Source organism: Maribacter sp. 6B07 (genome assembly GCF_002700155.1).
Lineage (GTDB): Bacteria > Bacteroidota > Bacteroidia > Flavobacteriales > Flavobacteriaceae > Maribacter > Maribacter dokdonensis.
In genome coordinates, this window is the sequence record NZ_PDUT01000002.1 from 558,263 (window position 1) to 578,716 (window position 20,454).

Sequence of the window (20,454 nt, forward strand, 5' to 3'; positions counted from 1 at the left end):
AATGAACAAGTCAATTTTATTTGTCTAACTTGCACTTAACCTAAATCAAATATATTGTCTACAGTAACCACCAGAAATAATGTACGAGTGTTTGGCAATGGAGACCAAACCATAATTCTTGCCCATGGTTTTGGGTGTGATCAGGCAATGTGGCGTTATATTATTCCGTTTCTGGAAAAACATTTCAAAGTGTTGGTTTTTGATTATGTTGGATGTGGAAAATCAGATATATCTAGTTATGATAAGGATAGATATGGAAGTTTATCAGGTTATGCCCAAGATATAATTGAAATTTGTGAAGATCTTAATATTGAACAGAGCATTTTTATTGGTCATTCCGTAAGCTCAATGATAGGGGTTTTGGCCGCTATTGAAAAACCACGAATTTTTCGTTCCATGGTAATGATTTGTCCTTCCAGTTGTTATTTAAATACTGGAGATTATCAAGGAGGCTTCGAAGAGAGTGAATTGGAAGATTTATTGGAACTGCTTGATTCAAATTATATTGAATGGGCAAATTATCTTGCTCCTGTGGTCATGAAAAACCCTGAAAAATCTCACCTAACCAATGAATTGGCGGAAAGCTTTTGCTCTATGGACAAGAGTATAACAAAGAATTTCGCGAGGGTAACTTTCTTTTCTGACAATAGGGAAGACTTAAAAAAGGTCAATATTCCATGCCTTATAGTTCAATGCGTAGAAGATGATATAGCAAATGAAAAAGTTGGTGAATATGTAAAGGATAACTTAGCCAACAGTAAAATTACCTATATGGAGGCTTCTGGTCACTGCCCACATATAAGTCATCCGCAAGAGACTATTGAGGTTCTTAAGAAAGAACTTTTCAACGAAAAATTCCTTAAAACAGATGCCGGACTATGATTTGTTACCATGTGGGGTAATCAGCTTAAATCTCAATGAAAAGATACTGGCAGTAAACTCTTATATTATTGAAAAACTAGGCTATACTTTTTCAGAGTTGGAAAATACTAGTATCAATTCAATTTTAAGCACAGGCAGTAGAATTCTTTATAAAACTCATTTTTACCCTACTCTAATGGGTAAGGGTAAGGTTCAAGAAATTGTGTTGAGTTTGACAGGAAAAGATGGAACTAAATATCCATTCCTTTTCAATATGTCTATGGATGCTAGTCAAATACATATCTCGGGTTTAATTTTAAATAAGAGAAGTGATTTTGAAAGTGGTCTTATCGAGGCAAAAAATGCAGCGGAAACAGCCTTGTTAAAAAATAAGGAATTGATGTTGGCCCATAATGAGCTCGGAAAAATTCAAAAAGAACTTGAAAGCCAGTTGCGTGAAGAAAAAACGACCAATAAAGAATTGCGTATACTGAATAAAATGATCTCCCACGATTTACAAGAACCATTGCGTAAAATTCAGCTTTTTGCTAGTAGAACTATTTTAAAAGCTGATAGCTTAAATAGTATGGACGACGTACTGCATAACCTAAATAGAATTATTGAAGTCGCAGGCCGAGGGCATTCATTGACCAAAAGATTACAGCAATATAGTGAACTTGAGTATTATACCTTAAGAAAGGCTCATGTTAATTTGACGGGTATTATAGAATCGATAAAAACCGAGAGCCCTTTATCAACGTATGATTTTATATATGATTTAGAAATAAATTCGCTTTATGGCGATGAGGATAAGATCACTATATTATTTACAGAACTATTTCATTTGATTGGTCGGCTTATAGGTTCAAATGGGGTGAAATCAATGAACCTATCTTCGAGAATTTCTGCAAAAGAGACAAAGAGCCCCACAAATTTGAGAATTTTGCTAATGGTGGAACCCAAAATAAATAATGAAGATGCAAAGGAAATGGTACACCATGCAGGTGGGCATCGTATGGGTATAAACTTGGATACGGTTTTTTGTGAGAAAATAACCTCATTACATGGCGGTACGTTTAATATTGAAATTCTCGATTCAGGAAAAATTCGAATCGAGATTGTGTTTCCCTATGTTTCTATTTAATGATAGTTCATTTTAATTAAATGCAATGCATTACGAAATACAAGAAAGTACTGTTTAAAATGCTATTATTTGATTCGAGTTAATAATTTGAAGAGCGCCACATTTATTTACAGTTATAGATTTTAAAAAATTATTCATTTATCTACTATTTCATAACCAATTGGTTTAAAACTGCCACCATTACTGTCTTTTGCAGAACAAGCGGTCAAAGCAACTATTAGATCCATCTGTGCTTCAAAACAAACATAATCTCCTGATTTTGATGTGGGTGGGTCAACTTTTATCTTTCCAGATTCTTCGAAAACAACATTCATAAATATGTTGAATGCGGTTGGTATGTCATCTTTACCGATACCGTATTGTTCTAAGTTTTTGTAAAGATTCTCAAAACAACTTGGGTGATATTCTTCCATACCGTAAAAATGTTTAAACGTTTTCCTATCGCAGGGTGCAAGTAAAAAATCATTTCTACCATTAGTGTCTTCTATGATTTTTACCATTTTATTACTCCTGTTACTCCAGAGGTAATTCCCTTTCGTAAGCAGGATAGACTCTTCAAAATCAAATGTTTTGCCTGAAGATATTTTTTCTTCTTTATCCGCTTTATTCATAAATAAAATATCAGATACTTGCATACCTTCAATGTCTATGACCTTGAGTATTTGACCTTTTTTAAGCTCTAAAGATGCTCCGGATTTTGGTGGTATAATTATCATTTAGTATCGAATTGATATGGACATTTCCATTTGTTATCTACTGCTCTTCCACTATATTGTCTTGCTTCGCTATTGGTTCCAAAATCTTCCAACATTGGATTTATGGAACCTTGATATTCTTTATCTCTGCTTCTGATCAAATCCCTTACTCGAGTATAGCGATTAGATTTGCGAAGTATCTCGAACTGATTGTGTAGATTAAAAACAATCATCGGTACTGGTGATGACCTAGCTTTTCTTGATGCATTAGGGTGCATTCCTAAGATATAAAAAGAATTTCCTAAGATGCTCATGCTAAAATTTGATGATGACACATCAGAATCTGTGCTTTTGTCCCATTTACAGTAATCTTCTTTATGTAATTGGTAAAGTAATTTCCACAATGCTTTTTCAAAGGCTAATTCAGTTTCAAATTCATCATCTTCAAATACTGCGATGAATGTTTGAAATTTTTTTGAATCATCATCAATGTCATTTAAGTAGTTGTTTAAATCTTCTAATATATGAGGTATAGTTACAGTTTCAAAATTGCCGTAATTATGAATTGTAAGATTATCATTAGCGACAAGACTTTGAGCCATAACACAAGGATGGTCATCAAGAATAAAATCTCTTACCATTTCCTCTATAGTGATTGTATTATCAAATGTGCTTATTTCCATAGAATTTGTTTTTTAGGTAGATTCCGATCATAGTTAGGTTCAACATGAAAGAAATACCGTTCGTAATTATTATTGGCCAATCGCATTTTAATATTCCATAAACAGTCCATAGACCAACACCTAGAACCAAAGTGGAAAAGAACAGCGGACTGATATCATCTACTTTGTCAGTTCTAATTGCTTTAAAAATTTGTGGAATTACAGCGATTGTGGTAAATATTCCTGCGAGGGTGCCAATTATTTCAGAAGGTTCCATTATACTATTTTTGCACCCCTGTCAACACCTCTTCAGAAAGAGGGGTTTCCTTATGTTCATGAATTACTGAAATATCACCGGTACTTTCCAAAATAACGGCTAGTACCTCGCATTTATCTTTGACATTGGCTTCACGCAGTTTGGCATACACATCATTAGCACTAATGTTGGTCTTTTTAAGATTGTTCATTAAAAACTTTCCATTTTCCATTAGTAACATGGGCTTGTTGGTAGATAGATTGTTGAACCAATCAGATTTTCGTTTTGCAAAGGAAAATATGGTTTGAAATAATATGATTACAGCTAAGGCAACCGCTCCCTTAAGGATAGACTGATCAGGGTTTAGAACAATTGATGCAAGTATCGACCCTATAGCAATTGTGGAAGCGAAATCGAAGCTTGACATCTTAGCAAAGGTTCTTAAACCTGAAACTCGTGTGATTACAATTATTAAAGTAAATATTACCAATACGGTAAAAATCACCTTAGCAATAATATCAGATGATGCGTATAACCAGTTTTCCATTTTTTTAATTGAATTGATTGGTTTGTAAAAGTAGATTACGTAATAGCTATCGATTACCTCAATCGTTTTTATCCATGACGCTATTGATAAGCATCAAATTTTGTGTGGTTGATATGTCTTTAGGATGGTTTAAGTGTCAAATTACTTTTAAACTAAAGCGTAGGGGTATTTTACATTTAAATTAAATTTCGAATTAGCGATTTACCTGTTCTATAGAATATGCTCTCCTTTATATGTTGTTGATAATATTTTCTAGTTGTTATTTTATTATTTGGAATAATTCCTGAAATTTGGAAAATGTCCAAAACTGTATTTAGAAATTATAATATCACTAGTATTAAGGCTCTTCTTAAGGAAGTAGGGAAGGAGCGCTATGAGTGTGCATTAAAGGATTTAGGATTATTAAACCAAAAGCCTATTTCAATGAGCGGTTTTTTTATAGAATATGAAACAGATACGCATGATATTTATTTGTACTACAAATATCCATCTCGAGTAATTTTTAGAATTATGCCCGTATTAGGTTTTTGGAACGTACCCCACGAACACTGGGTAAGAGAAAGAAAAGAATAATAGTAAAACCTTCAATTTATGATTGATATAGATAATTGTTTAATTAAAAAATCGGATAATAATTATAGGGTGCAGCGACCTACTCAAACGGGTTTTTCTAGTCCCGCAACACACTATAGTGAACCTAGAATAGATCTAAATGAGGTACTGGTGTCCAATTCATCGGCTACTTTTTTTATTCGGGTCGTAAATGATGAATTTAAAGATTTCAATGTTTTTGCCAATGATGTTTTAATTGTAGATAAATCGCTGACCCCAAAATTTAATCAATTGACCTTGGCAGCGGTAGACGATAGCTTTAAGATTATAAGAATTGATGGATCTACTACATCAGAATTGAACATTTGGGGTACCATAACCTTCATTATAAAATCTGTACTATGATAGCATTGGTAGATTGTAATAGTTTCTATGCATCTTGCGAACAAGTCTTTAGACCAGATTTGATTAACAGACCAGTAGTAGTGCTCAGTAATAATGATGGATGTATAATCGCAGCCAATAAAGAGGCAAAGGCATTGACAGATATACCCATGTTTCAACCGATTTTTAAAATCAAAAAATTGTTGGACGAAAACAATGTTACCTATTTTTCATCTAACTATACCTTGTATAGTGATATGTCGAGAAGAGTAATGGATACACTAATGACATTTTCGCCGAGGGTGGAAGAATATAGCATTGATGAAAGCTTTGTGGATTTAGGATGTTTAAAAATGGATGCTTACGATTCTATGGCCCATACGATTAAGGATACAGTTCATAAAAATACCGGAATACCCGTGGGCATTGGAATTGCAACGACAAAATCACTCGCTAAGCTAGCAAATAAATTTGCTAAGAAAATTCCCGTGAACAATAATGTTTATGTAGTGGACAACGAGCATAAAAGACAACATTTATTACGTAATCTTGAAGTAAAGGATATATGGGGAATTGGTAAAAAACATGCTATTCGCCTACAGAAAAATGGAATTTATACCGCCTTGGATTTTGCAGATATGCCGGTTGCCTGGGTGAGAAAGGAAATGACCGTAATAGGTGAACGCTTATGGCGAGAGTTAAACAATATCCCTTGCTTGAAACTAGAGACAGAACCAAATGCAAAAAAGGGCATTGGAACAGCGAAATCTTTTGGATTTAAATTAAGGGACTATACGCTTATTGAAGAGGCCTGTAGTTATTATGTAGCTGAAGTTGCAGATTTGCTAAGACAACAAAATAGTCTTGCTTCTCAAATTGAAATATCATTGCAGACCAATCAGCATAGTGCAGTCGATGAGCAGTATAGAAACACAATAATTATAAATCTGGATACACCGACCGATAGCACTATAAAATTAACCAAGGAGGCTATAATTGGTTTAAAACAAATTTTTAAGCCAGGTTATCGTTATAAAAAAGTCGGAGTTAACCTAACGCAGTTGGTGCACCAGTATGAAGTGCAGACCAATCTTTTTGAGAATGCCCATAAAAGCGAAAATGACACCATTACTACGGTCATAGATAATTTGAATGGCAAATTTGGAAAGAATAAATTGAAAGTTGCGACCGTAGGAAATAGAAACAAAGAATGGGCTTTGATAAAAGAGCATCGTAGTCCAAGATACACTACGCAATGGAGTGAATTGATGACCATTGGTAAAAAGAATTAAACGTTGTATTAGCTAGAATTAAAAAGTTGATGTTCCTATTTTTAGCAAATACACATCTTTAGTTCTTCGTATAAAGGTGCTTCAATTTGAGGCAATACAAACCATTGGTATCACTAAATAGATCAATTAAATTTTTTATTGGATTCTTATTCATTGAAAGTTGATTTTATATTCGCTAGCTATATTTCCTTAATTAATTTCAAATGCCTGTAATTGGCATTTAAAACATAACGCTTACAGTATGATAACTTCAAATAATACAACCCAAAAAAAATGGTCTGTATACCTTGCAGACGACGACGTTACCGACCAAGAAATATTTAGAGATGCATTGAAAGAGATTGATACGCCTCTAACATTAAATGTATTCAATAACGGTATCGATTTATTGACAAGGTTGGAAAATAGTGATACACTGCCAGAAGTAATATTTCTAGACCTTTACATGCCTAAAATGGACGGGAGCGATTGTCTTATTAAAATGCGAGAGAATCCCTTACTTGATTACGTTCCTATCATTGTATATTCCACTGAATTCGATATTGATCGTATAGAAGAACTGTTCGAGTATGGTGCCAATAGATATTTAAGAAAAACCGCTTCATTTGATTCTTTAGTATCATCTTTAGATAGAACCTTTAATTCTTTAAAAAGAAATGTGAATAGTGCACCAGCATTAATTAATATAGTAGTTTGATGATATATTACATTAATATCGACTACTAATGATAACGAATCAAAAATGGTCACTTTGTTGATCTTACCTGAAATAAAATAATGGTACAAATGCCGATGGATATCCATCGGCATTTTTGTTATCCAAAAGACATATACCATTTTTGATACTAATACATCTTGGAATTTTGACCATTAAAATATTGATATACTTCTTGTAACCTCTTGATTTCAATAGTAGGTATTGGTAAAGTAGAAAATATCTATTACGTTAAAATTGAAATTATTAGAGCGAATCAGAATTCTGTTTTATTCGTCATTTTGTAGTAATAATTCTAATAAAAATATATACTATGTTCTATACTACAACACTTTCAAATACTGTAAATACATTGATGCAACGACCAATAATCAATGATGTGGCCATTACACCAAATTTTTTCGTAACCATTTTATCAGGTGTTATTTTGGCCTTAATATTTCAGATCATATTAACCGCCATTTCAGTGGCTGCAGGTGTCACTTCTGTAGGTAATTTCAAAAAAAGTTATGCGAAGTCCAAGATGGAAATGGATGAAAGCGACAATAACAATGATCATAACATGAATGTGGGTGTAAAATACACCTCTATGTTTGGTATTTGGAGTTTAATAACTACAAGTATAGCATTATTCGGTGCTACGGCATTGGCACTTAAAATCAATGTTGTGGAGTCTACTTTTTCAAATATTACCACTGCCTTAGTAATTTGGGGACTTTTCTTTTTAATTCTGTTTTATTTAGAAACTAAAATAGTGGGTTCTTTATTGGGTAATTTGGTAACCGCAGTAACTTCAGGTTTTAAAAATAGTGCAAATGCGATATCATCGATGTTTGAAACTTCTCCTTATAAGAAAGTAGATAATATTTTAGACCATACTATTGATAAAGTACGTTCGGAATTTGATACAGGAATAAGTTCAGAAAAAATCAATTCCTTAATGGATAATTTTTTCACCAAAGTAGATGAAAGAATTCCTGAATTTGATAGCATAAAAGCTGATCTTGAGGACATAGCCAAAGAATCCAAATCAACTAATTCATCAACTAAATGGTTTGCAATACAACAAATGGTGAATAAGTTAATGTCGGAAAATGGTAATAGTGTTGATAATGGCAAGCAGTCTAAAGTAAAAAAGCTTGAAGAAGTTATAGATTCAATATCTAATAACATGAACAAGGAAGATAGTAAAGTTGAAGGGGCTAAGAATGTAGTGGAAGAATTTAGTACTTTGGATCGTGAAGCTATCGATTCCAAAACCAAAAAAATTCAAGACTATTTATCAAATGCAACACCATCAGACTTATCGGTTGATCGTTTAGGTGTTTTATTAAAAGGAGCGTTAAACCATCCAAATATGGTGAAATCTTTGCTATTGGATAAGGTAGAAGGATTGGATAGGAATAGTATTGTGGATGTTCTGTCAAAAAATAGTAACCTTAGTAAGGATGATATTAATGGTTATGCCGATAATTTTATGAACGTGGTGAAAAGTATTGGTACTCATTTGGACAATGGGGAAGGAACGCTTGAAAATTTAAAGAATAAAGTTACAGCTTACTTAAATAATGTTGGTTCTAACAATGATTCTTTCGATTTCATTGAATTGAGTAAGTCGTTAAAGTCAATTCTATATGATCCAAAGAAAAGTTTAAAAGATTTGAAAAATCAATTAACTGCTGTTGATATAGACGACGTGAAAAATTACATTTCCAATAGTAAGTATGTCGATGAAAATCAAATGAATAATGTAGTTCAAACAATATCAAACGCTAAGAAAAGTGTAGAACAAAAAGTTGATAAAATAGAAGCAGAAGCAAGACAACGCGTTCAAATACTAGAGAAAAAAGCAATTATTAAAGCTGAACACGCAAGAAAAACGGCGATATCCGCATCCTGGTGGTTAGTGATTACTACAATTATTTCAGCAGTAGCAGCTATTGGAGGAAGTTTAATTTACTAGTAAATCAGGAGTTCCGTCAAGAGTAAAATCTATATGTTCGTCAGAGTATTTTAATTTTCCTCTTTGGGCAATTGCACTATATATTCTCATTTTTTTCTAATTGTGCCTAACGTGTTTGTATATGGTTTGTTGCGTGTTTTAAGCACCTAATTTAGCAAATACAAACCAAATAGAAAATCCGCGAGGATTTTCGTAAGTAGGCTAAAACTAGCAATAAATTATATACGGTGTTGCCCACAGTTTTTATTCGATTTCAATTTTGTCAAACTCATCAATTTCAAATTCTAGAATATCATCTTCTTTCAAATCATCAAGGTCAATACTTACTGTTTTCAATAATTTAATTGGAACAGTATCGTGTAATAAATAGTAATGTTTGTTTAAATCTTCTGAAATTGCAGGTAAATCATCATCAACCCAATAGTCCGCTTTAAAAACAGCATAATCAATAGACGCTTCTCCCTTAACAATTATTGGTACGAAAAATTTGTCGTCAATGAATTTGATATTTAACTCGTCTATTTCAGTGGATACATCGTCTATTGCATATACAGTTGCTTCTCCGTTATCTGATGGTAAACCTGTGTCATACAAATGCCAATAATTTTTAGTTGCTAAATATCCATTAACTGCATCTTCAAAAGAATCTTGACTATCCAATAAAATTAATTTAGCATCTGCGACACGTTGATTGAATTTTAGCTTGTCGTATTTCTGTTGAAGTTTTATAAAGTCAGAATCTTTATATAATTCGTCAAAAGTTGGAAATATTACAACATTTTTTAAATCAACACATTTTTCTCGTAAGTTCTTATCTCCTGAAACTAAATATACTTTAGATGTTTGTGATACTTTTTTAATAGTTTGATAAATGAAGGCATCTGGTATATCTTCTCGACTTTTTAAACTCTTAAATGGTTTGTCTCCTGTGAAGTAAGCATCAAATACTTCAATGCTGTCTTTTTCGTCAAATTCATATAAGATAGAGTTTGATTCCAAAACAAAATTGTCCCACAACTCTTTATTAGAATTTTCTACATTATCATGTAATTTCGAAATATCTTTTTCAATTTTTCTAGCTTCAGCAAAATCAGATTCTCCCATTCCTTTTCTGTTAAAGGATTTCAAGTTGGATTTGATTTGATTCAATTCAGTTTTTATATTCTCTATTGAACTTGAAGAGCATTCTTTGTAGACAAAATAGGGGATATGTAAAACTAGAAGTTTTTCGGCTCCCATATCTTTAATCAAAGAAATATCAGACTTGTTAAGTCCTCTGTCTTTTTTTAATTCTGTACTGTCTATTATTATGTTCATCTTAAATTGTGGGCAACGTTTAGTATAACCGCAGTTTCGGGATTAAATTTAATCTTTTTCGAATAAGCACCAGACGGTAGCAATTACGCGTGGATTCGGACGCAGTCGAATCCGCCGTAATTGCGGTTATACATTGTTCTACGCAGTTTTTTTCGCTTAATTGTAACCTTCCGCTCGATGTTTATCAGAAATAGTCGGCTCTGCATAACCTATAATTTCAGCGTTTTCCATTCGGTCAAGCTCTTTTTTGATTGGCTTATAATTTAAATCTACAGGAATTTCCATTGAGAAATAGCCTTCGTTCGCTTTTTCCGATTCGCAACCTAATTCAAAAAATATATCTCTAATAGTATTTGTTCTTGTTGTCTTGTCCATAATTACAACTTGGACAACAGTTCGTCCAGAATATTCATAAGTTTTTCTGTATGTCAACATTTGCTCGGTTTCGTCAAATTCAGCGATTACAATATCTTCAGAAGCAACCAATGGAATATAAAATGGAATATTATCAATTTTATATAATCCTTTTCCTTTGTCAATTTCATCAGCCCAAACGGTTTCAACCATTTGTTCATCAAAAATGTCGCTGTGAAAATTGAACAATATTTTTACTTGATTACTCATTTACTTCTAAATACTTTCTTGCATCTCTCAAATTTAATTCTGTTTCGTTAAAAGCAGAACTTCCATTTCTGTCAATATTAAAAATAGGTTCTTCTAAATTACCTAATGCAATCATTAATTGATAAACAGTATCTGCATTTTCGTTTTTAAGTTCTATTTTCAGCCACTTTTTAAAGTTCGGAATTAATTCAGTTTTGTGAATTTTACTTAACGACCAATAAGCACTTACTCTTTCTTTTGAGTTTGAGTAAAGTCCGTTGTCAATTCCATGAACAATTTGAGTTTGTAGTTCAATTGGTTTGAGATTTTTCAATCCAGATTCGGCAATAACTTTTTCTTCGTATTCCGATTTTTTATTTCCGTTGGCTCTTTCAAATATATAAGCAGAAGCCTCAAATTGGTCGCTTGTCAGTTTCATTTTCTTTTAAGCACAATGTCTTTTCAAATTGCGTAGAACGTTGCGGCTAAGCGTAGTGCGGAGGCAAGGAAACTTTTCGTTTCCGTCTGCGCACGAAGCTAAAGCTTATTGTTTAGTTTTATTTTTTTATCCAAAGCTAAATCCATAAGATTTAGCGGCATTATAAATATACACAGACCTTTCGGTTTTGCCCTATAGACCGCATTACGTTTAGGTTTTGTTGTACACCGTTTTTATTCCGTTCAGAGGTTTTCAAATTCTTTTTTTATGTACCTCAAATTGAATATCGCTTGCTCTTCCATTATTGAAGATTTATATACTCCCTCGATAATTACTCTCATTTCCTTACCCAATAAAACAGGGTCATTTGTCCATTTTACGAATTTGGCAAACGTCCTAATAGGTGTTTCTCCGTGCATTTCGTCCAACTCTATCATTTCAATCCCAGATTCTTGATAGTTTATGTAATTCTCATTTTTCTCAATACCCTTTCTATCTAGGATAAAGAATATTACAAAACCATTTTTTAAATCGGTCTGATTTACATTGAAAAGTTCAAACCAAGATGGTACAAATTTTAGTGGGTCTACCTGAAGTATTAAATCGTTTTTATATATCAATTCTAGATGAACTCTTCTTTTTGAGCTATCTTTTATGAATTTGTCCACAAATCCAGTTGCACTTTTCGGCTTTAAAAAATTTCTCAAAAAATTCTGAATCCCCATAGGTTTTACTGAGTATTATTTTTTTTAAATGGTGTACAACGTTGCGGCTAAGCGTAGTGCGGAGGCAAGGAAACTTTTCGTTTCCGTTTGCGCACGAAGCTAAAGCTTATTGTTTAGTTTTATTTTTTGTCCAAAGCTAAATCCATAAGATTTAGCGACTTTATAAATATACACAGACCATTCGGTTTTGCCCTAAAGTCCGCATTACGTTTAGCTATTGTTACCTGCCGTATTTTTTCCGTACTGTTTTAAATCGTTTTTCCGATGTAATTAAAAGAATAACACCATTAATAGCCCTTGAGCCATAAATACTTAAGGACTGTTCTTTTGTCAAATATTTGATTGCTGAAGTTTCAACAAGTAAAAGCTTTTTTAAAATATCTCTATCTTCTATCGGGTAGCCATTCACAACAATTAGTGGCTCTGGATTTTTATCGATAAAATCTCTCACTATAATTTTTACGTTTGGATTTGAGTCAGCGATGGTAACTCCAGAATTTCCATTTTGGTCAATTTCTGGTTTGTATTTAAGAACTTTAAAAATAAGCGAGTCCACATATTTATATAGTTTTTCGTCCTTAAGCTCGTCGAAGCGGATTAAGTCCAACTGTTTAATATAGTAGGGGTATTTTTCGATTCTTTTTTCGTTATAAGAGATAACTCGAAACTTGTCAATCGATTCTTTATCCCGAAAAACTTCTAATGTTTTACCAAAATCTGTATTCTTTAATTTAAGTTTTTCTCTGGCATTATAGTCTTTAACTCGTCCGGGTTCAGTACAATTATTTACTTCACTTATTTTAAAACTGCTCTTAGCCAAGGTCCATTTAATTTGGTGACAGCTTTTTTCATTCTGATACAAATGATTTATGTTTTGATGAAGTTGTATTGTGTCCGTTTTATAGTATAATTCGTTATCATTTTTCGATTGCCATTCTCCAACTAAGTCCTTCTTCCGAATTTGGGAATAGGAAAAGTAAGAAAGAAACAAAAATGTTGAAATTAGTAGGGTGAGTTTCATTTGTTGCAATATGGCAGGTAACGTCTAATGTATGATCTGTACGGTTTTGAAATCCGGAGGATTTCCCGCCGTACGATAAGATTCTAAATATACGTAGATTTTCCGACGGAAAATCGGACAGTATAGATTATACATATTGTTAGCAAACGTGTTGCAGCGCTAACCTTTGTCTGGTCGCAGACCATTGATTTGTTTCCCTGACTCTTTTAAAATGGTTTCTTTTTTAAGTCCGCCGAACCTAATAATAGAGGGTTTATGTATTTCGTGTTAAAGAGACCAATCCAAGAAATTGATAAGTCCGTTCGCGCAACAGTTGCGTCTGAGTAAAGTCCGTCCGAGCGAGAACTTTGGCAAGGTGATTTATTAATTAAACAGCTGAATTTTGAGAAAGTAACAAGCCTCAAGAAACCATTTTAAAAATGCGGATTTGCCCGAACCAAACTCTTATTTTTTAAATATTCAGGCTAATTGCGCAACGATTTAATTTTTATGGCAATATGTTTGCTAACGTGTTCGTGTATGGTTCAGTTGTGTTGGCAAGCACTAAGTTAGTAAATAGAAAACTAACCAGTAGGAAAATCCGTAGGATTTTCCGAGTACACACTGACTGAACAATTGACTATACACGTTGTTAGCAGCTGGTTTTATTATTTTTAATTTGTCAATCAATTCCAAGTTTTTTTTCCATATCTCTCCATTGCTTACCGAATTCAATTTGTTCTTCTACTGCTTTCCGTTTTTCTTCTGGTAAACATTGAATACAAGTTGGATATTGAATTCCCTTGTAGTACTCCTTACATTTTGTGCATAATTCCATTCTGTATAAGTCATAATTAGAAGCACATTTTCTACAAGCTGTTATAGTGTCCTCAAAGGAAAGGTATTTGATGTTGTCGTTTAGATAAAGTATAAACGCTTTTTTTTCTATAGATTCAGCGTCATTGTTTTTTGCTATATTTCTTTGAAACCAATACTTAATGTTTGATAGATTATGTTGATTTCTCCATTTATCTTTAGACACAAAGCATTTATCTCGCACTTCATAAGCATCCTTATCTTCGAAAAAAATAGAAATCAGTTCAATTGCTGACCTATAATTCGCTTCTTCAAATTCGTGCTTACAATCCGCACATCGATATTTTGGAATTTTTCTTACCCTTTCATTAGGATTTTTATTCATACAATTCGGACATAATGGAATTGCTACATATTCATAATTATTTAGTACGTGATTTCTAAATACGGATTTATCAATTTCTGAATTGTTATCTATATAGTGATTTGTGTAGGTTCTTGTTATCTCTCTTAAATACTCGTTGTATTTCTTTGGATGAGAAAGATGCTGTATCGTTAAAGTTTCTGTACTACTACAAATTTGGCATTTTTCTTTAATGAATTTTATCCTTCTTTCTTTCCAATCCTTTGTATGCCAAGACCTTTGTCCTTCTTTGAAATCTTTCCAACATTGCTCTTTTGCAAGTTCTATCCCAATCTCATTATTTATGAGTTTGTCTCTTAATTCTATAAGCTCATCGAGTGTTAACATTCGAATTCTATTATTAAGTGTTGATGAACGCAATGTCAGTTTAACTTGCTGCTAACGGTTTGTGTATGATCTGTACGGCCTTGAAATCCGTAGGATTTCCCGCCGTACGATAACATTCTAAATATACGTAGATTTTCCGATGGAAAATCGGACAGTATGGATTATACATATTGTTAGCAAGCGTGTTGCAGCGCAAACCTTGGTATTGTCACAGAACATTGATAGGTTTCCCAAACTCTTTTAAAATGGTTTCTTTTTTAGTCCGCCGAACTTTAAAGGTATACGTTTTTGGTCTTTCCGTCTTTGCCCGAACTTTGGTAAGAAAGCCGCAAGTCCGTCCGCGCAACAGTTGCGTCCGAGTGTTGTCCGACCGTAAACTTTGGCAAGGTAATTAGTTAATTAAACATCTGAATTTTGAGAAAGAAACAAGCCCCAAGAAACCATTTTAAAAATGCGGATTTGCCCGAACCGAACTCTTATTATTTTTAAGATATTCAGGCTAATTGCGAACCGATTGGACTTTTCTTGCAATATGTTTGCTAACGTTGCGGCTAAGCGTAGTGCGGTAGTAAGGAAACTTTTCGTTTCCGTCTGCGCACGAAGCTAAAGCTTTTGGTTTTGATTTTTCTTTTTTGGTTCGAAAGCAAAATCCATAAGATTTAGCGACTTCATAAATATAGACAAACCATTCCGTTTAAACCCTAAAGTCCGCATTACGTATAGGTTTTGTTAGGCATAGTTTTATTCCCGTTCTACTGACGTTTCCCATCCGTCATATTCTCCACCATACTTTTGTGCTACTATTCTCAAATTAGAGGTAATAGGATAAATAGAATCGATGTCCACATGGTCAATTCTCCAAATTTGTAGTTCGAATGGAAGATTTGTCTCCTTGTTAATTCCGGCATTTTGTACTGTAAAGTTTGATTTAATCAATTCATTTTTACAATGGTTCATTTCCGATTCTTTAGAAAAATAGAGCCAATGGTCCACTCGTCGTGCCTTCGTAAGTTTGTCGCCAGCATCTGCTAAATTTCGCAATACTGACTGGTCAGCCATATAGTTTTGAGTATCCTCATTTGGATATAAGAAATCTCTATAATAAGTCCATTCCTTGTCTTCTTTTACATTCAGATAGTATTTATAATCGGGATAGTTTTTTTTATAAAAATCCTCAATTTTAGAAATTATATTTTTTGGTTCTTTAATGTAAAAATATTCTAGTCTTTCTTTATTATACATGAACGAACCGACCAATATAAAGCCTGTTTCTTTTTTGACAATCTCGACTAGTTCGTCCCCAACTTTATGGAGCAGACTAAAAGTTTCATTTTCTGGAAATCCATTTTCTTTTGATGTTTCGTAAGTCAATCCAGTAACCAAAACATATTCAAATTCTTTTATTGGCGTAGAATCAAACAGGTCCATTCTCAAAGTAGTTGAGCCTACTTTGTCGTCTTCATAGGCTGCCATATATGTGTCCCACTGCTCTTCAGAATTTTGTGCATTCATTTGTGTAGTTGAAAATAGAATTAACAATAGAAATTTGAATGTTTTTTTCATTTTTTAAATTATGCCTAACGGTCTCGGCTATGAGTAGTTGCGTGGATTAATACTTAACTTTGCAAGTACACACCAAACTGAAAATCCGCTAGGATTTTCAGAAGTAGGCGAGAACAAGCAATTATTTATAGCCAATGTTGTGTGTTCGGTTTTTTTATAGTTTAGGTAAATGATATAATTGTACAGCTAGAGTTATATATGTTCCTGGGTCATTTTCTATATGAAACCTGTAATTTGTCCAACCATCATTTATCACATCTAGAATTCTTACAAAATTAGGATGACTTTTAGCACTTTCTTCCGTTGCTTTTCTAACAGCAGAAATTTCCTGATTGGGAACAAACATCATTATCGCTGCTTTAGAATCTCTCCAAGTGAGATAGCATAATATTTGGTCAATTGTTTCTAGAAATCCTTTTGGACCTTTCCAAATTTTACACTCACCAATAAAAAGGTTTGTGCTTTCGTGTTTTATAGAAATATCCGTTTTCCCTTTTTTGTTGTAGGCTTCACCAGCTACAACACCTTCTATATTTGGTGCTAGAACAAAAATTAATTGGTCTCTCAATGCTTCCTCTCCTTTGCCTTTGTAAAGTTCAGGGAAATGTTCCCAATTATTCCCGCAATCCTGTAATAAACCAAGAATATGCATATAATCTTCGTCTGTTATAAATCTTTGATTTGTAACAGTATTAGAAGCACCAACAGGTTTTGGTATAATTTTTTTCTTTTTTACTATTCTAGGTGACTCGAATGCGGCAGGTATATTTTTTTTCTTTATTGGATATTTAAATTTAGACTTATAATCATTTGTGCGGTTAATCTTTTGAATTCTTTTCTTGATTTCGCCATCAATGAATTTGGGCAATTCTTTATGGAAATTATCGTATTCCCCTTTAACAACATTTAGTTTTCCCGCTATCGCATTTTTTGTCCTGTCAAAATCCGAATCAATTTTTTCGGGTTGGTTATATATATCGATAAAACTAACATCCAGAGTATTATTTCTTATTGTTAGTTTTCCATTCATTCCGCTTATTGAATATCTATTGGTTGGGGAGAATCTCAATAATCCAACATTCCCATTGATAGGAATATGATATACAACAAGTTTTCTTTTGAATTTTTCATTCGGATTAGAAATATCAAATGTCCGTGGTAAATCTCTACCGTATATTTCCGTTTCTCCAATTTCCATTTCAATTTCCTCCCATACTAAAGTTGGAAATTCATCAAGAGAATATTTAGATTCAAGATATTTTGAAAATTCTTCTGTCGGAATACTATCAAAATATTCATCTGGTTGCGAATCAATTTCGGCAATTACTTCTCTTGCTTGTGAGGAAATTAAATTCCCAAATGGTTCTGTAAACATTTTATAATTCATTTTGATTGACGTGATTCAAACTGACACACAACGTTCAAGCTATGAGTAGTGCGGAGGCAAGGAAACCTTTTTGTTTCCGTCTACGCACGTAGCAAAAGCTTTTTGTTTTGTTTTTAAATTTTTTTAGTCAGAGCAAAATCCTAAAGATTTTGCGGACACATAAATATACACAAACCATTGAATTAAACACCAAACTCCGCATTACTTATAGGTATTGTTAGCAAAATGTGGCGAAACGTAGGAGTAAGCACGAATGATTTCATTTCCCTTTTTTCCGTCCGAGTGAAGTCCATCTGCGTATGAGTTGCGCCTATGAGTGAAGTCCATTTGCGCAAAGCTGATGCTTTTTTACTGAAAGTTTGTCTAATTAGTGACTTTTAATTTTAAGTTGTTACACTTATTTTTTTCATACCATTCCAGCCAACCTTTTTTATCATCTTCAAAAACACCTATAGGATAACTGTTAGCATAATTTGCCATTCTTTCAAATGACACAGGTACATATTTTGATAAAATATTCAAAGAGTTTTTAAATTTTGCATCTTGTACTTCTGTTATATTTTTTTCAATATAATTTATATTAGAAAAAAACATTTTTTTAAACTGTATATTTTCAATACAGTTATCATTATTGTTAGTTGTAATAGTTGATTTACAAGAAAGGAAGATTAGCGATATTAATAAGATGAATATTTTTTTCTCCATTCAGATTTGAATTCCGTTTTTGATATTCCACTAAAAAAGTCCGATTTGTGCTTTATTGGCTCGGAAAATATTTTTTTGAGCCATTTTTGCTAACGTGTTTGTGTATGGAAAGTTGCGGTTTTGTGTGCGAGGATTTTCCGAAGGAAAATCAGATGTAACAAAACTGCAACTACCTTTGGTTAAGCACTAAACTACGCAATTTTATATACACGGTGTTGCCAGTAGTTTTTATTTCCATTCTAGTTTAAATTTCTTTAATAATGCATCTGTCATAAATTCTTCTTTTAGTTTAATAAAAGAAAATGTCTTGTTACCTAAATCTTTCATTGATGCACCAATTTGATAGAAATTTATATTATCAATTATTATAAATCTATCGTGAAAAGATTTTGAATATCTAATTTCAAGACCTTTGTATTGTTTATTGAATTTGTCTTTTAAAACTTCTAATGATTCTGATTTAGCTTTTGGGTCAGTTAAAATTTTCACTTTAACATTATCATTTTTAGAAGTTAATAATTTGAGAGTAGTTGAGTCAATGTATCCGTCAATTAAGATAATTTCATTTTTAGCTTTCTCAATTAATGTCAATATTTCAAAACTAGCGTCAAACTGCGTTTTTTCGCTAAAAATCTTTTCTTGATAGTCTTTTTCTATTATTGAGTGTTCAATGTCCAAAAGAATGTCAATCAATTGCTGTTTAATTTTAAATAACATACTAGGAAAAGAAGTCAATGAATGAGACCACCAAGCTCGTGTTAATTGCCAATTTTCATTTTCGGTTAAAATGTGCGAAATGTAGTTACCAACGACTTCAAATTGTCCTGGTGTAAATAGAATTTTAAAAGTACTCCCTTTATTTTGTTCTATTATCTGCTCTATTTCAGAGACTGACATAAGAACTGGTCTATAATTTGTTGATTTATTATTAAAATGTTTTGATTCAGGAATTGGAATGTTTCTAATGTCAGTAGTTCCGTTATATTTATTTTTAAATTCAAAAGTCGGTTCTCCCCAAATTAGTCTGTATTCAGGAAGCGTATCATCATTGTATTTTTCGTTAACTTCTCCATCAATGAAGTCTGTTAACTTTTGACTTTTTACTGATTTGTTTAAACTTTTTATTTTACTAATTGCTTTAGAAACTTTGATTTCGTCTTCAGTCAGTAATTCAATCAGATTTTGTAAGTCGTTTTTTATTCCCATTATGGTTTTTTCAAATTACTGGCAACGTGTTTGTATATGGTTTGTTGCGTGGTTAAGCACGTAATTTAGCAAATAAAAACCGAATAGAAAATCCGCGAGGATTTTCGTAAGTAGACTAGAACTAGCAATAAATTATATACGGTGTTACCCAACGTTTTTTAATTCTCCGTACCTTTTATCTATAACTTTTATTAGCTTATTGAAAAAGGCTTGAATTAGTTCAATTATTTCTATTATATAATTTTCACTTTCTATTTCAACAATATTGTCTGTTCCAAATTTTCTCGTTGTCAATCCTTTAGTTCTTTTTATAAAAGTTAATTTATTATCATCGATTTCAGAATTATTGTGAGCAATTTTATTACGAATGTATTTATGCTGTCTTATTAGATTGTATTCCTTCTCCACATCTTTTGATTCTATTTCATAAACCTTAGTGAGATAAATCCAGTATTTATGAATATAATCACTTCCAGTAATGTGTTTTATTTTTACACTAAACTCAAAATTAGTTTCAATTAAGTTTGAAAGAAGTTTTAATTGTCCTTCCAAAACTGAAAAGATTGATAGAAGTGATGCTTTTCTATAATTTTGGGGTATTTGCTTTAGAAACTTTTCTGTGTGTCCATAATAATGTCCATAATATTGTGCTTGTAATGAACCTTCTTGCTCATTGGTTGGCTCGATTTGTAATTCAGAATCATTTTTAATCTTATTTCGAAATTCCTCAATTAAAGTTTTACTGTATTTTTCCGAATTTTCAATTATTTTTTTTTCTGCAATTAACAGATTATCTAAGTCATCATCATAATAATATAAAATTCCCCAATGATTGATTTTGAATTCAGGATTATTTAGGTCTATCATTTTT

General features: G+C 32.5%; 22 protein-coding genes. 7 read left to right on the forward strand and 15 right to left on the reverse strand.

The annotated features are described in order from the left end of the window. Window positions 1-54 precede the first annotated feature (54 nt). Complete coding sequence (locus CSC80_RS12120) at window positions 55-882, forward strand: alpha/beta hydrolase (RefSeq protein WP_099192141.1); 828 nt, start codon at window positions 55-57, stop codon at window positions 880-882. Continuing rightward, window positions 869-2,005: a PAS domain-containing protein gene (locus CSC80_RS12125; RefSeq protein ID WP_099192143.1), complete on the forward strand. Its 1,137-nt coding sequence runs from the start codon at window positions 869-871 to the stop codon at window positions 2,003-2,005. The genes CSC80_RS12120 and CSC80_RS12125 overlap by 14 nt, the downstream gene beginning before the upstream one ends. A gap of 134 nt (window positions 2,006-2,139) precedes the next feature. On the opposite strand, the gene CSC80_RS12130 is transcribed toward CSC80_RS12125, so the two are convergent. Genes CSC80_RS12130 through CSC80_RS12145 form a run of 4 tightly spaced genes read right to left on the reverse strand, consistent with a single transcriptional unit; the run spans window position 2,140 to window position 4,165 of the window. Next, on the reverse strand, window positions 2,140-2,721 hold the full coding sequence (locus CSC80_RS12130) for an urea carboxylase-associated family protein (protein WP_099192145.1): 582 nt from the start codon (window positions 2,719-2,721) through the stop codon (window positions 2,140-2,142). Next, window positions 2,718-3,383, reverse strand: coding sequence for a guanitoxin biosynthesis heme-dependent pre-guanitoxin N-hydroxylase GntA (gene gntA / locus CSC80_RS12135; protein WP_099192147.1), 666 nt, complete (start codon window positions 3,381-3,383; stop codon window positions 2,718-2,720). The genes CSC80_RS12130 and gntA overlap by 4 nt, the downstream gene beginning before the upstream one ends. Further along, window positions 3,364-3,639, reverse strand: a complete 276-nt coding sequence (locus CSC80_RS12140; RefSeq protein ID WP_099192150.1) for a SemiSWEET transporter — start codon at window positions 3,637-3,639, stop codon at window positions 3,364-3,366. The genes gntA and CSC80_RS12140 overlap by 20 nt, the downstream gene beginning before the upstream one ends. A gap of 4 nt (window positions 3,640-3,643) precedes the next feature. After that, window positions 3,644-4,165, reverse strand: coding sequence for a YetF domain-containing protein (locus CSC80_RS12145; protein ID WP_099192153.1), 522 nt, complete (start codon window positions 4,163-4,165; stop codon window positions 3,644-3,646). A gap of 297 nt (window positions 4,166-4,462) precedes the next feature. Between CSC80_RS12145 and CSC80_RS12150 the strand changes: the two genes are divergently transcribed. The 5 genes from CSC80_RS12150 (at window position 4,463) to CSC80_RS12170 (ending at window position 9,071) form a co-directional block, all read left to right on the forward strand. Next, a complete protein-coding gene (locus tag CSC80_RS12150) occupies window positions 4,463-4,738 on the forward strand; it encodes a hypothetical protein (RefSeq protein ID WP_099192155.1) in 276 nt (91 codons plus the stop codon). An 18-nt stretch (window positions 4,739-4,756) separates the two neighbouring features. After that, a complete protein-coding gene (locus CSC80_RS12155; protein WP_099192157.1) occupies window positions 4,757-5,122 on the forward strand; it encodes a S24 family peptidase in 366 nt (121 codons plus the stop codon). Further along, window positions 5,119-6,393, forward strand: a complete 1,275-nt coding sequence (locus CSC80_RS12160; RefSeq protein WP_099192159.1) for a Y-family DNA polymerase — start codon at window positions 5,119-5,121, stop codon at window positions 6,391-6,393. The genes CSC80_RS12155 and CSC80_RS12160 overlap by 4 nt, the downstream gene beginning before the upstream one ends. Before the next feature lie 241 nt (window positions 6,394-6,634). Then, complete coding sequence (locus CSC80_RS12165) at window positions 6,635-7,090, forward strand: response regulator (protein ID WP_099192161.1); 456 nt, start codon at window positions 6,635-6,637, stop codon at window positions 7,088-7,090. A gap of 331 nt (window positions 7,091-7,421) precedes the next feature. Next, complete coding sequence (locus CSC80_RS12170) at window positions 7,422-9,071, forward strand: hypothetical protein (protein ID WP_099192163.1); 1,650 nt, start codon at window positions 7,422-7,424, stop codon at window positions 9,069-9,071. Window positions 9,072-9,314: 243 nt separating this feature from the next. Here the strand turns inward: CSC80_RS12170 and CSC80_RS12175 are convergent, their stop codons facing one another. From CSC80_RS12175 to CSC80_RS12225, 11 genes are all read right to left on the reverse strand, one after another. Beyond that, window positions 9,315-10,388, reverse strand: coding sequence for a PIN domain-containing protein (locus CSC80_RS12175; protein WP_099192165.1), 1,074 nt, complete (start codon window positions 10,386-10,388; stop codon window positions 9,315-9,317). A 156-nt stretch (window positions 10,389-10,544) separates the two neighbouring features. Next, window positions 10,545-11,012, reverse strand: coding sequence for a DUF4265 domain-containing protein (locus CSC80_RS12180; protein ID WP_099192166.1), 468 nt, complete (start codon window positions 11,010-11,012; stop codon window positions 10,545-10,547). Then, window positions 11,005-11,430 (reverse strand): hypothetical protein, encoded by a 426-nt coding sequence (locus tag CSC80_RS12185; protein WP_099192168.1) that lies wholly within the window; start codon window positions 11,428-11,430, stop codon window positions 11,005-11,007. Before CSC80_RS12185 ends, CSC80_RS12180 begins: the two co-directional genes overlap by 8 nt. A gap of 242 nt (window positions 11,431-11,672) precedes the next feature. Then, on the reverse strand, window positions 11,673-12,155 hold the full coding sequence (locus tag CSC80_RS12190) for a hypothetical protein (RefSeq protein WP_099192170.1): 483 nt from the start codon (window positions 12,153-12,155) through the stop codon (window positions 11,673-11,675). 220 nt (window positions 12,156-12,375) lie between these two features. Then, entirely contained in the window at window positions 12,376-13,176 is an 801-nt protein-coding gene (locus CSC80_RS12195; RefSeq protein WP_099192172.1) for a hypothetical protein, read from the reverse strand. Between the two features lie 661 nt (window positions 13,177-13,837). Further along, complete coding sequence (locus CSC80_RS12200; protein WP_099192174.1) at window positions 13,838-14,722, reverse strand: hypothetical protein; 885 nt, start codon at window positions 14,720-14,722, stop codon at window positions 13,838-13,840. Between the two features lie 741 nt (window positions 14,723-15,463). Beyond that, window positions 15,464-16,285, reverse strand: a complete 822-nt coding sequence (locus CSC80_RS12205) for a DUF695 domain-containing protein (RefSeq protein WP_099192176.1) — start codon at window positions 16,283-16,285, stop codon at window positions 15,464-15,466. 154 nt (window positions 16,286-16,439) lie between these two features. Continuing rightward, the gene (locus tag CSC80_RS12210; RefSeq protein ID WP_143751748.1) at window positions 16,440-17,660 is read right to left on the reverse strand and encodes a hypothetical protein; all 1,221 of its coding nucleotides are present in this window, start codon (window positions 17,658-17,660) and stop codon (window positions 16,440-16,442) included. 375 nt (window positions 17,661-18,035) lie between these two features. Then, window positions 18,036-18,377 carry a hypothetical protein gene (locus CSC80_RS12215; protein WP_099192180.1) on the reverse strand — a complete coding sequence of 114 codons (342 nt, stop codon included), beginning with the start codon at window positions 18,375-18,377 and terminating at the stop codon, window positions 18,036-18,038. Between the two features lie 228 nt (window positions 18,378-18,605). Next, window positions 18,606-19,583: a hypothetical protein gene (locus CSC80_RS12220; RefSeq protein ID WP_099192182.1), complete on the reverse strand. Its 978-nt coding sequence runs from the start codon at window positions 19,581-19,583 to the stop codon at window positions 18,606-18,608. A 144-nt stretch (window positions 19,584-19,727) separates the two neighbouring features. Further along, entirely contained in the window at window positions 19,728-20,450 is a 723-nt protein-coding gene (locus CSC80_RS12225; RefSeq protein WP_099192184.1) for a hypothetical protein, read from the reverse strand. Window positions 20,451-20,454: the final 4 nt, after the last annotated feature.

What these genes read in the sequence shown, in the direction of transcription:
- CSC80_RS12125 (WP_099192143.1), top strand. Translation starts at nt 869, where the DNA reads ATGCCGGACTATGATTTGTTACCATGTGGGGTAATCAGCTTAAATCTC.
- CSC80_RS12130 (WP_099192145.1), bottom strand. Translation starts at nt 2,721, where the DNA reads ATGATAATTATACCACCAAAATCCGGAGCATCTTTAGAGCTTAAAAAA.
- gntA (WP_099192147.1), bottom strand. Translation starts at nt 3,383, where the DNA reads ATGGAAATAAGCACATTTGATAATACAATCACTATAGAGGAAATGGTA.
- CSC80_RS12140 (WP_099192150.1), bottom strand. Translation starts at nt 3,639, where the DNA reads ATGGAACCTTCTGAAATAATTGGCACCCTCGCAGGAATATTTACCACA.
- CSC80_RS12145 (WP_099192153.1), bottom strand. Translation starts at nt 4,165, where the DNA reads ATGGAAAACTGGTTATACGCATCATCTGATATTATTGCTAAGGTGATT.
- CSC80_RS12150 (WP_099192155.1), top strand. Translation starts at nt 4,463, where the DNA reads ATGTCCAAAACTGTATTTAGAAATTATAATATCACTAGTATTAAGGCT.
- CSC80_RS12155 (WP_099192157.1), top strand. Translation starts at nt 4,757, where the DNA reads ATGATTGATATAGATAATTGTTTAATTAAAAAATCGGATAATAATTAT.
- CSC80_RS12160 (WP_099192159.1), top strand. Translation starts at nt 5,119, where the DNA reads ATGATAGCATTGGTAGATTGTAATAGTTTCTATGCATCTTGCGAACAA.
- CSC80_RS12165 (WP_099192161.1), top strand. Translation starts at nt 6,635, where the DNA reads ATGATAACTTCAAATAATACAACCCAAAAAAAATGGTCTGTATACCTT.
- CSC80_RS12170 (WP_099192163.1), top strand. Translation starts at nt 7,422, where the DNA reads ATGTTCTATACTACAACACTTTCAAATACTGTAAATACATTGATGCAA.
- CSC80_RS12175 (WP_099192165.1), bottom strand. Translation starts at nt 10,388, where the DNA reads ATGAACATAATAATAGACAGTACAGAATTAAAAAAAGACAGAGGACTT.
- CSC80_RS12180 (WP_099192166.1), bottom strand. Translation starts at nt 11,012, where the DNA reads ATGAGTAATCAAGTAAAAATATTGTTCAATTTTCACAGCGACATTTTT.
- CSC80_RS12185 (WP_099192168.1), bottom strand. Translation starts at nt 11,430, where the DNA reads ATGAAACTGACAAGCGACCAATTTGAGGCTTCTGCTTATATATTTGAA.
- CSC80_RS12190 (WP_099192170.1), bottom strand. Translation starts at nt 12,155, where the DNA reads ATGGGGATTCAGAATTTTTTGAGAAATTTTTTAAAGCCGAAAAGTGCA.
- CSC80_RS12195 (WP_099192172.1), bottom strand. Translation starts at nt 13,176, where the DNA reads ATGAAACTCACCCTACTAATTTCAACATTTTTGTTTCTTTCTTACTTT.
- CSC80_RS12200 (WP_099192174.1), bottom strand. Translation starts at nt 14,722, where the DNA reads ATGTTAACACTCGATGAGCTTATAGAATTAAGAGACAAACTCATAAAT.
- CSC80_RS12205 (WP_099192176.1), bottom strand. Translation starts at nt 16,285, where the DNA reads ATGAAAAAAACATTCAAATTTCTATTGTTAATTCTATTTTCAACTACA.
- CSC80_RS12210 (WP_143751748.1), bottom strand. Translation starts at nt 17,660, where the DNA reads ATGTTTACAGAACCATTTGGGAATTTAATTTCCTCACAAGCAAGAGAA.
- CSC80_RS12215 (WP_099192180.1), bottom strand. Translation starts at nt 18,377, where the DNA reads ATGGAGAAAAAAATATTCATCTTATTAATATCGCTAATCTTCCTTTCT.
- CSC80_RS12220 (WP_099192182.1), bottom strand. Translation starts at nt 19,583, where the DNA reads ATGGGAATAAAAAACGACTTACAAAATCTGATTGAATTACTGACTGAA.
- CSC80_RS12225 (WP_099192184.1), bottom strand. Translation starts at nt 20,450, where the DNA reads ATGATAGACCTAAATAATCCTGAATTCAAAATCAATCATTGGGGAATT.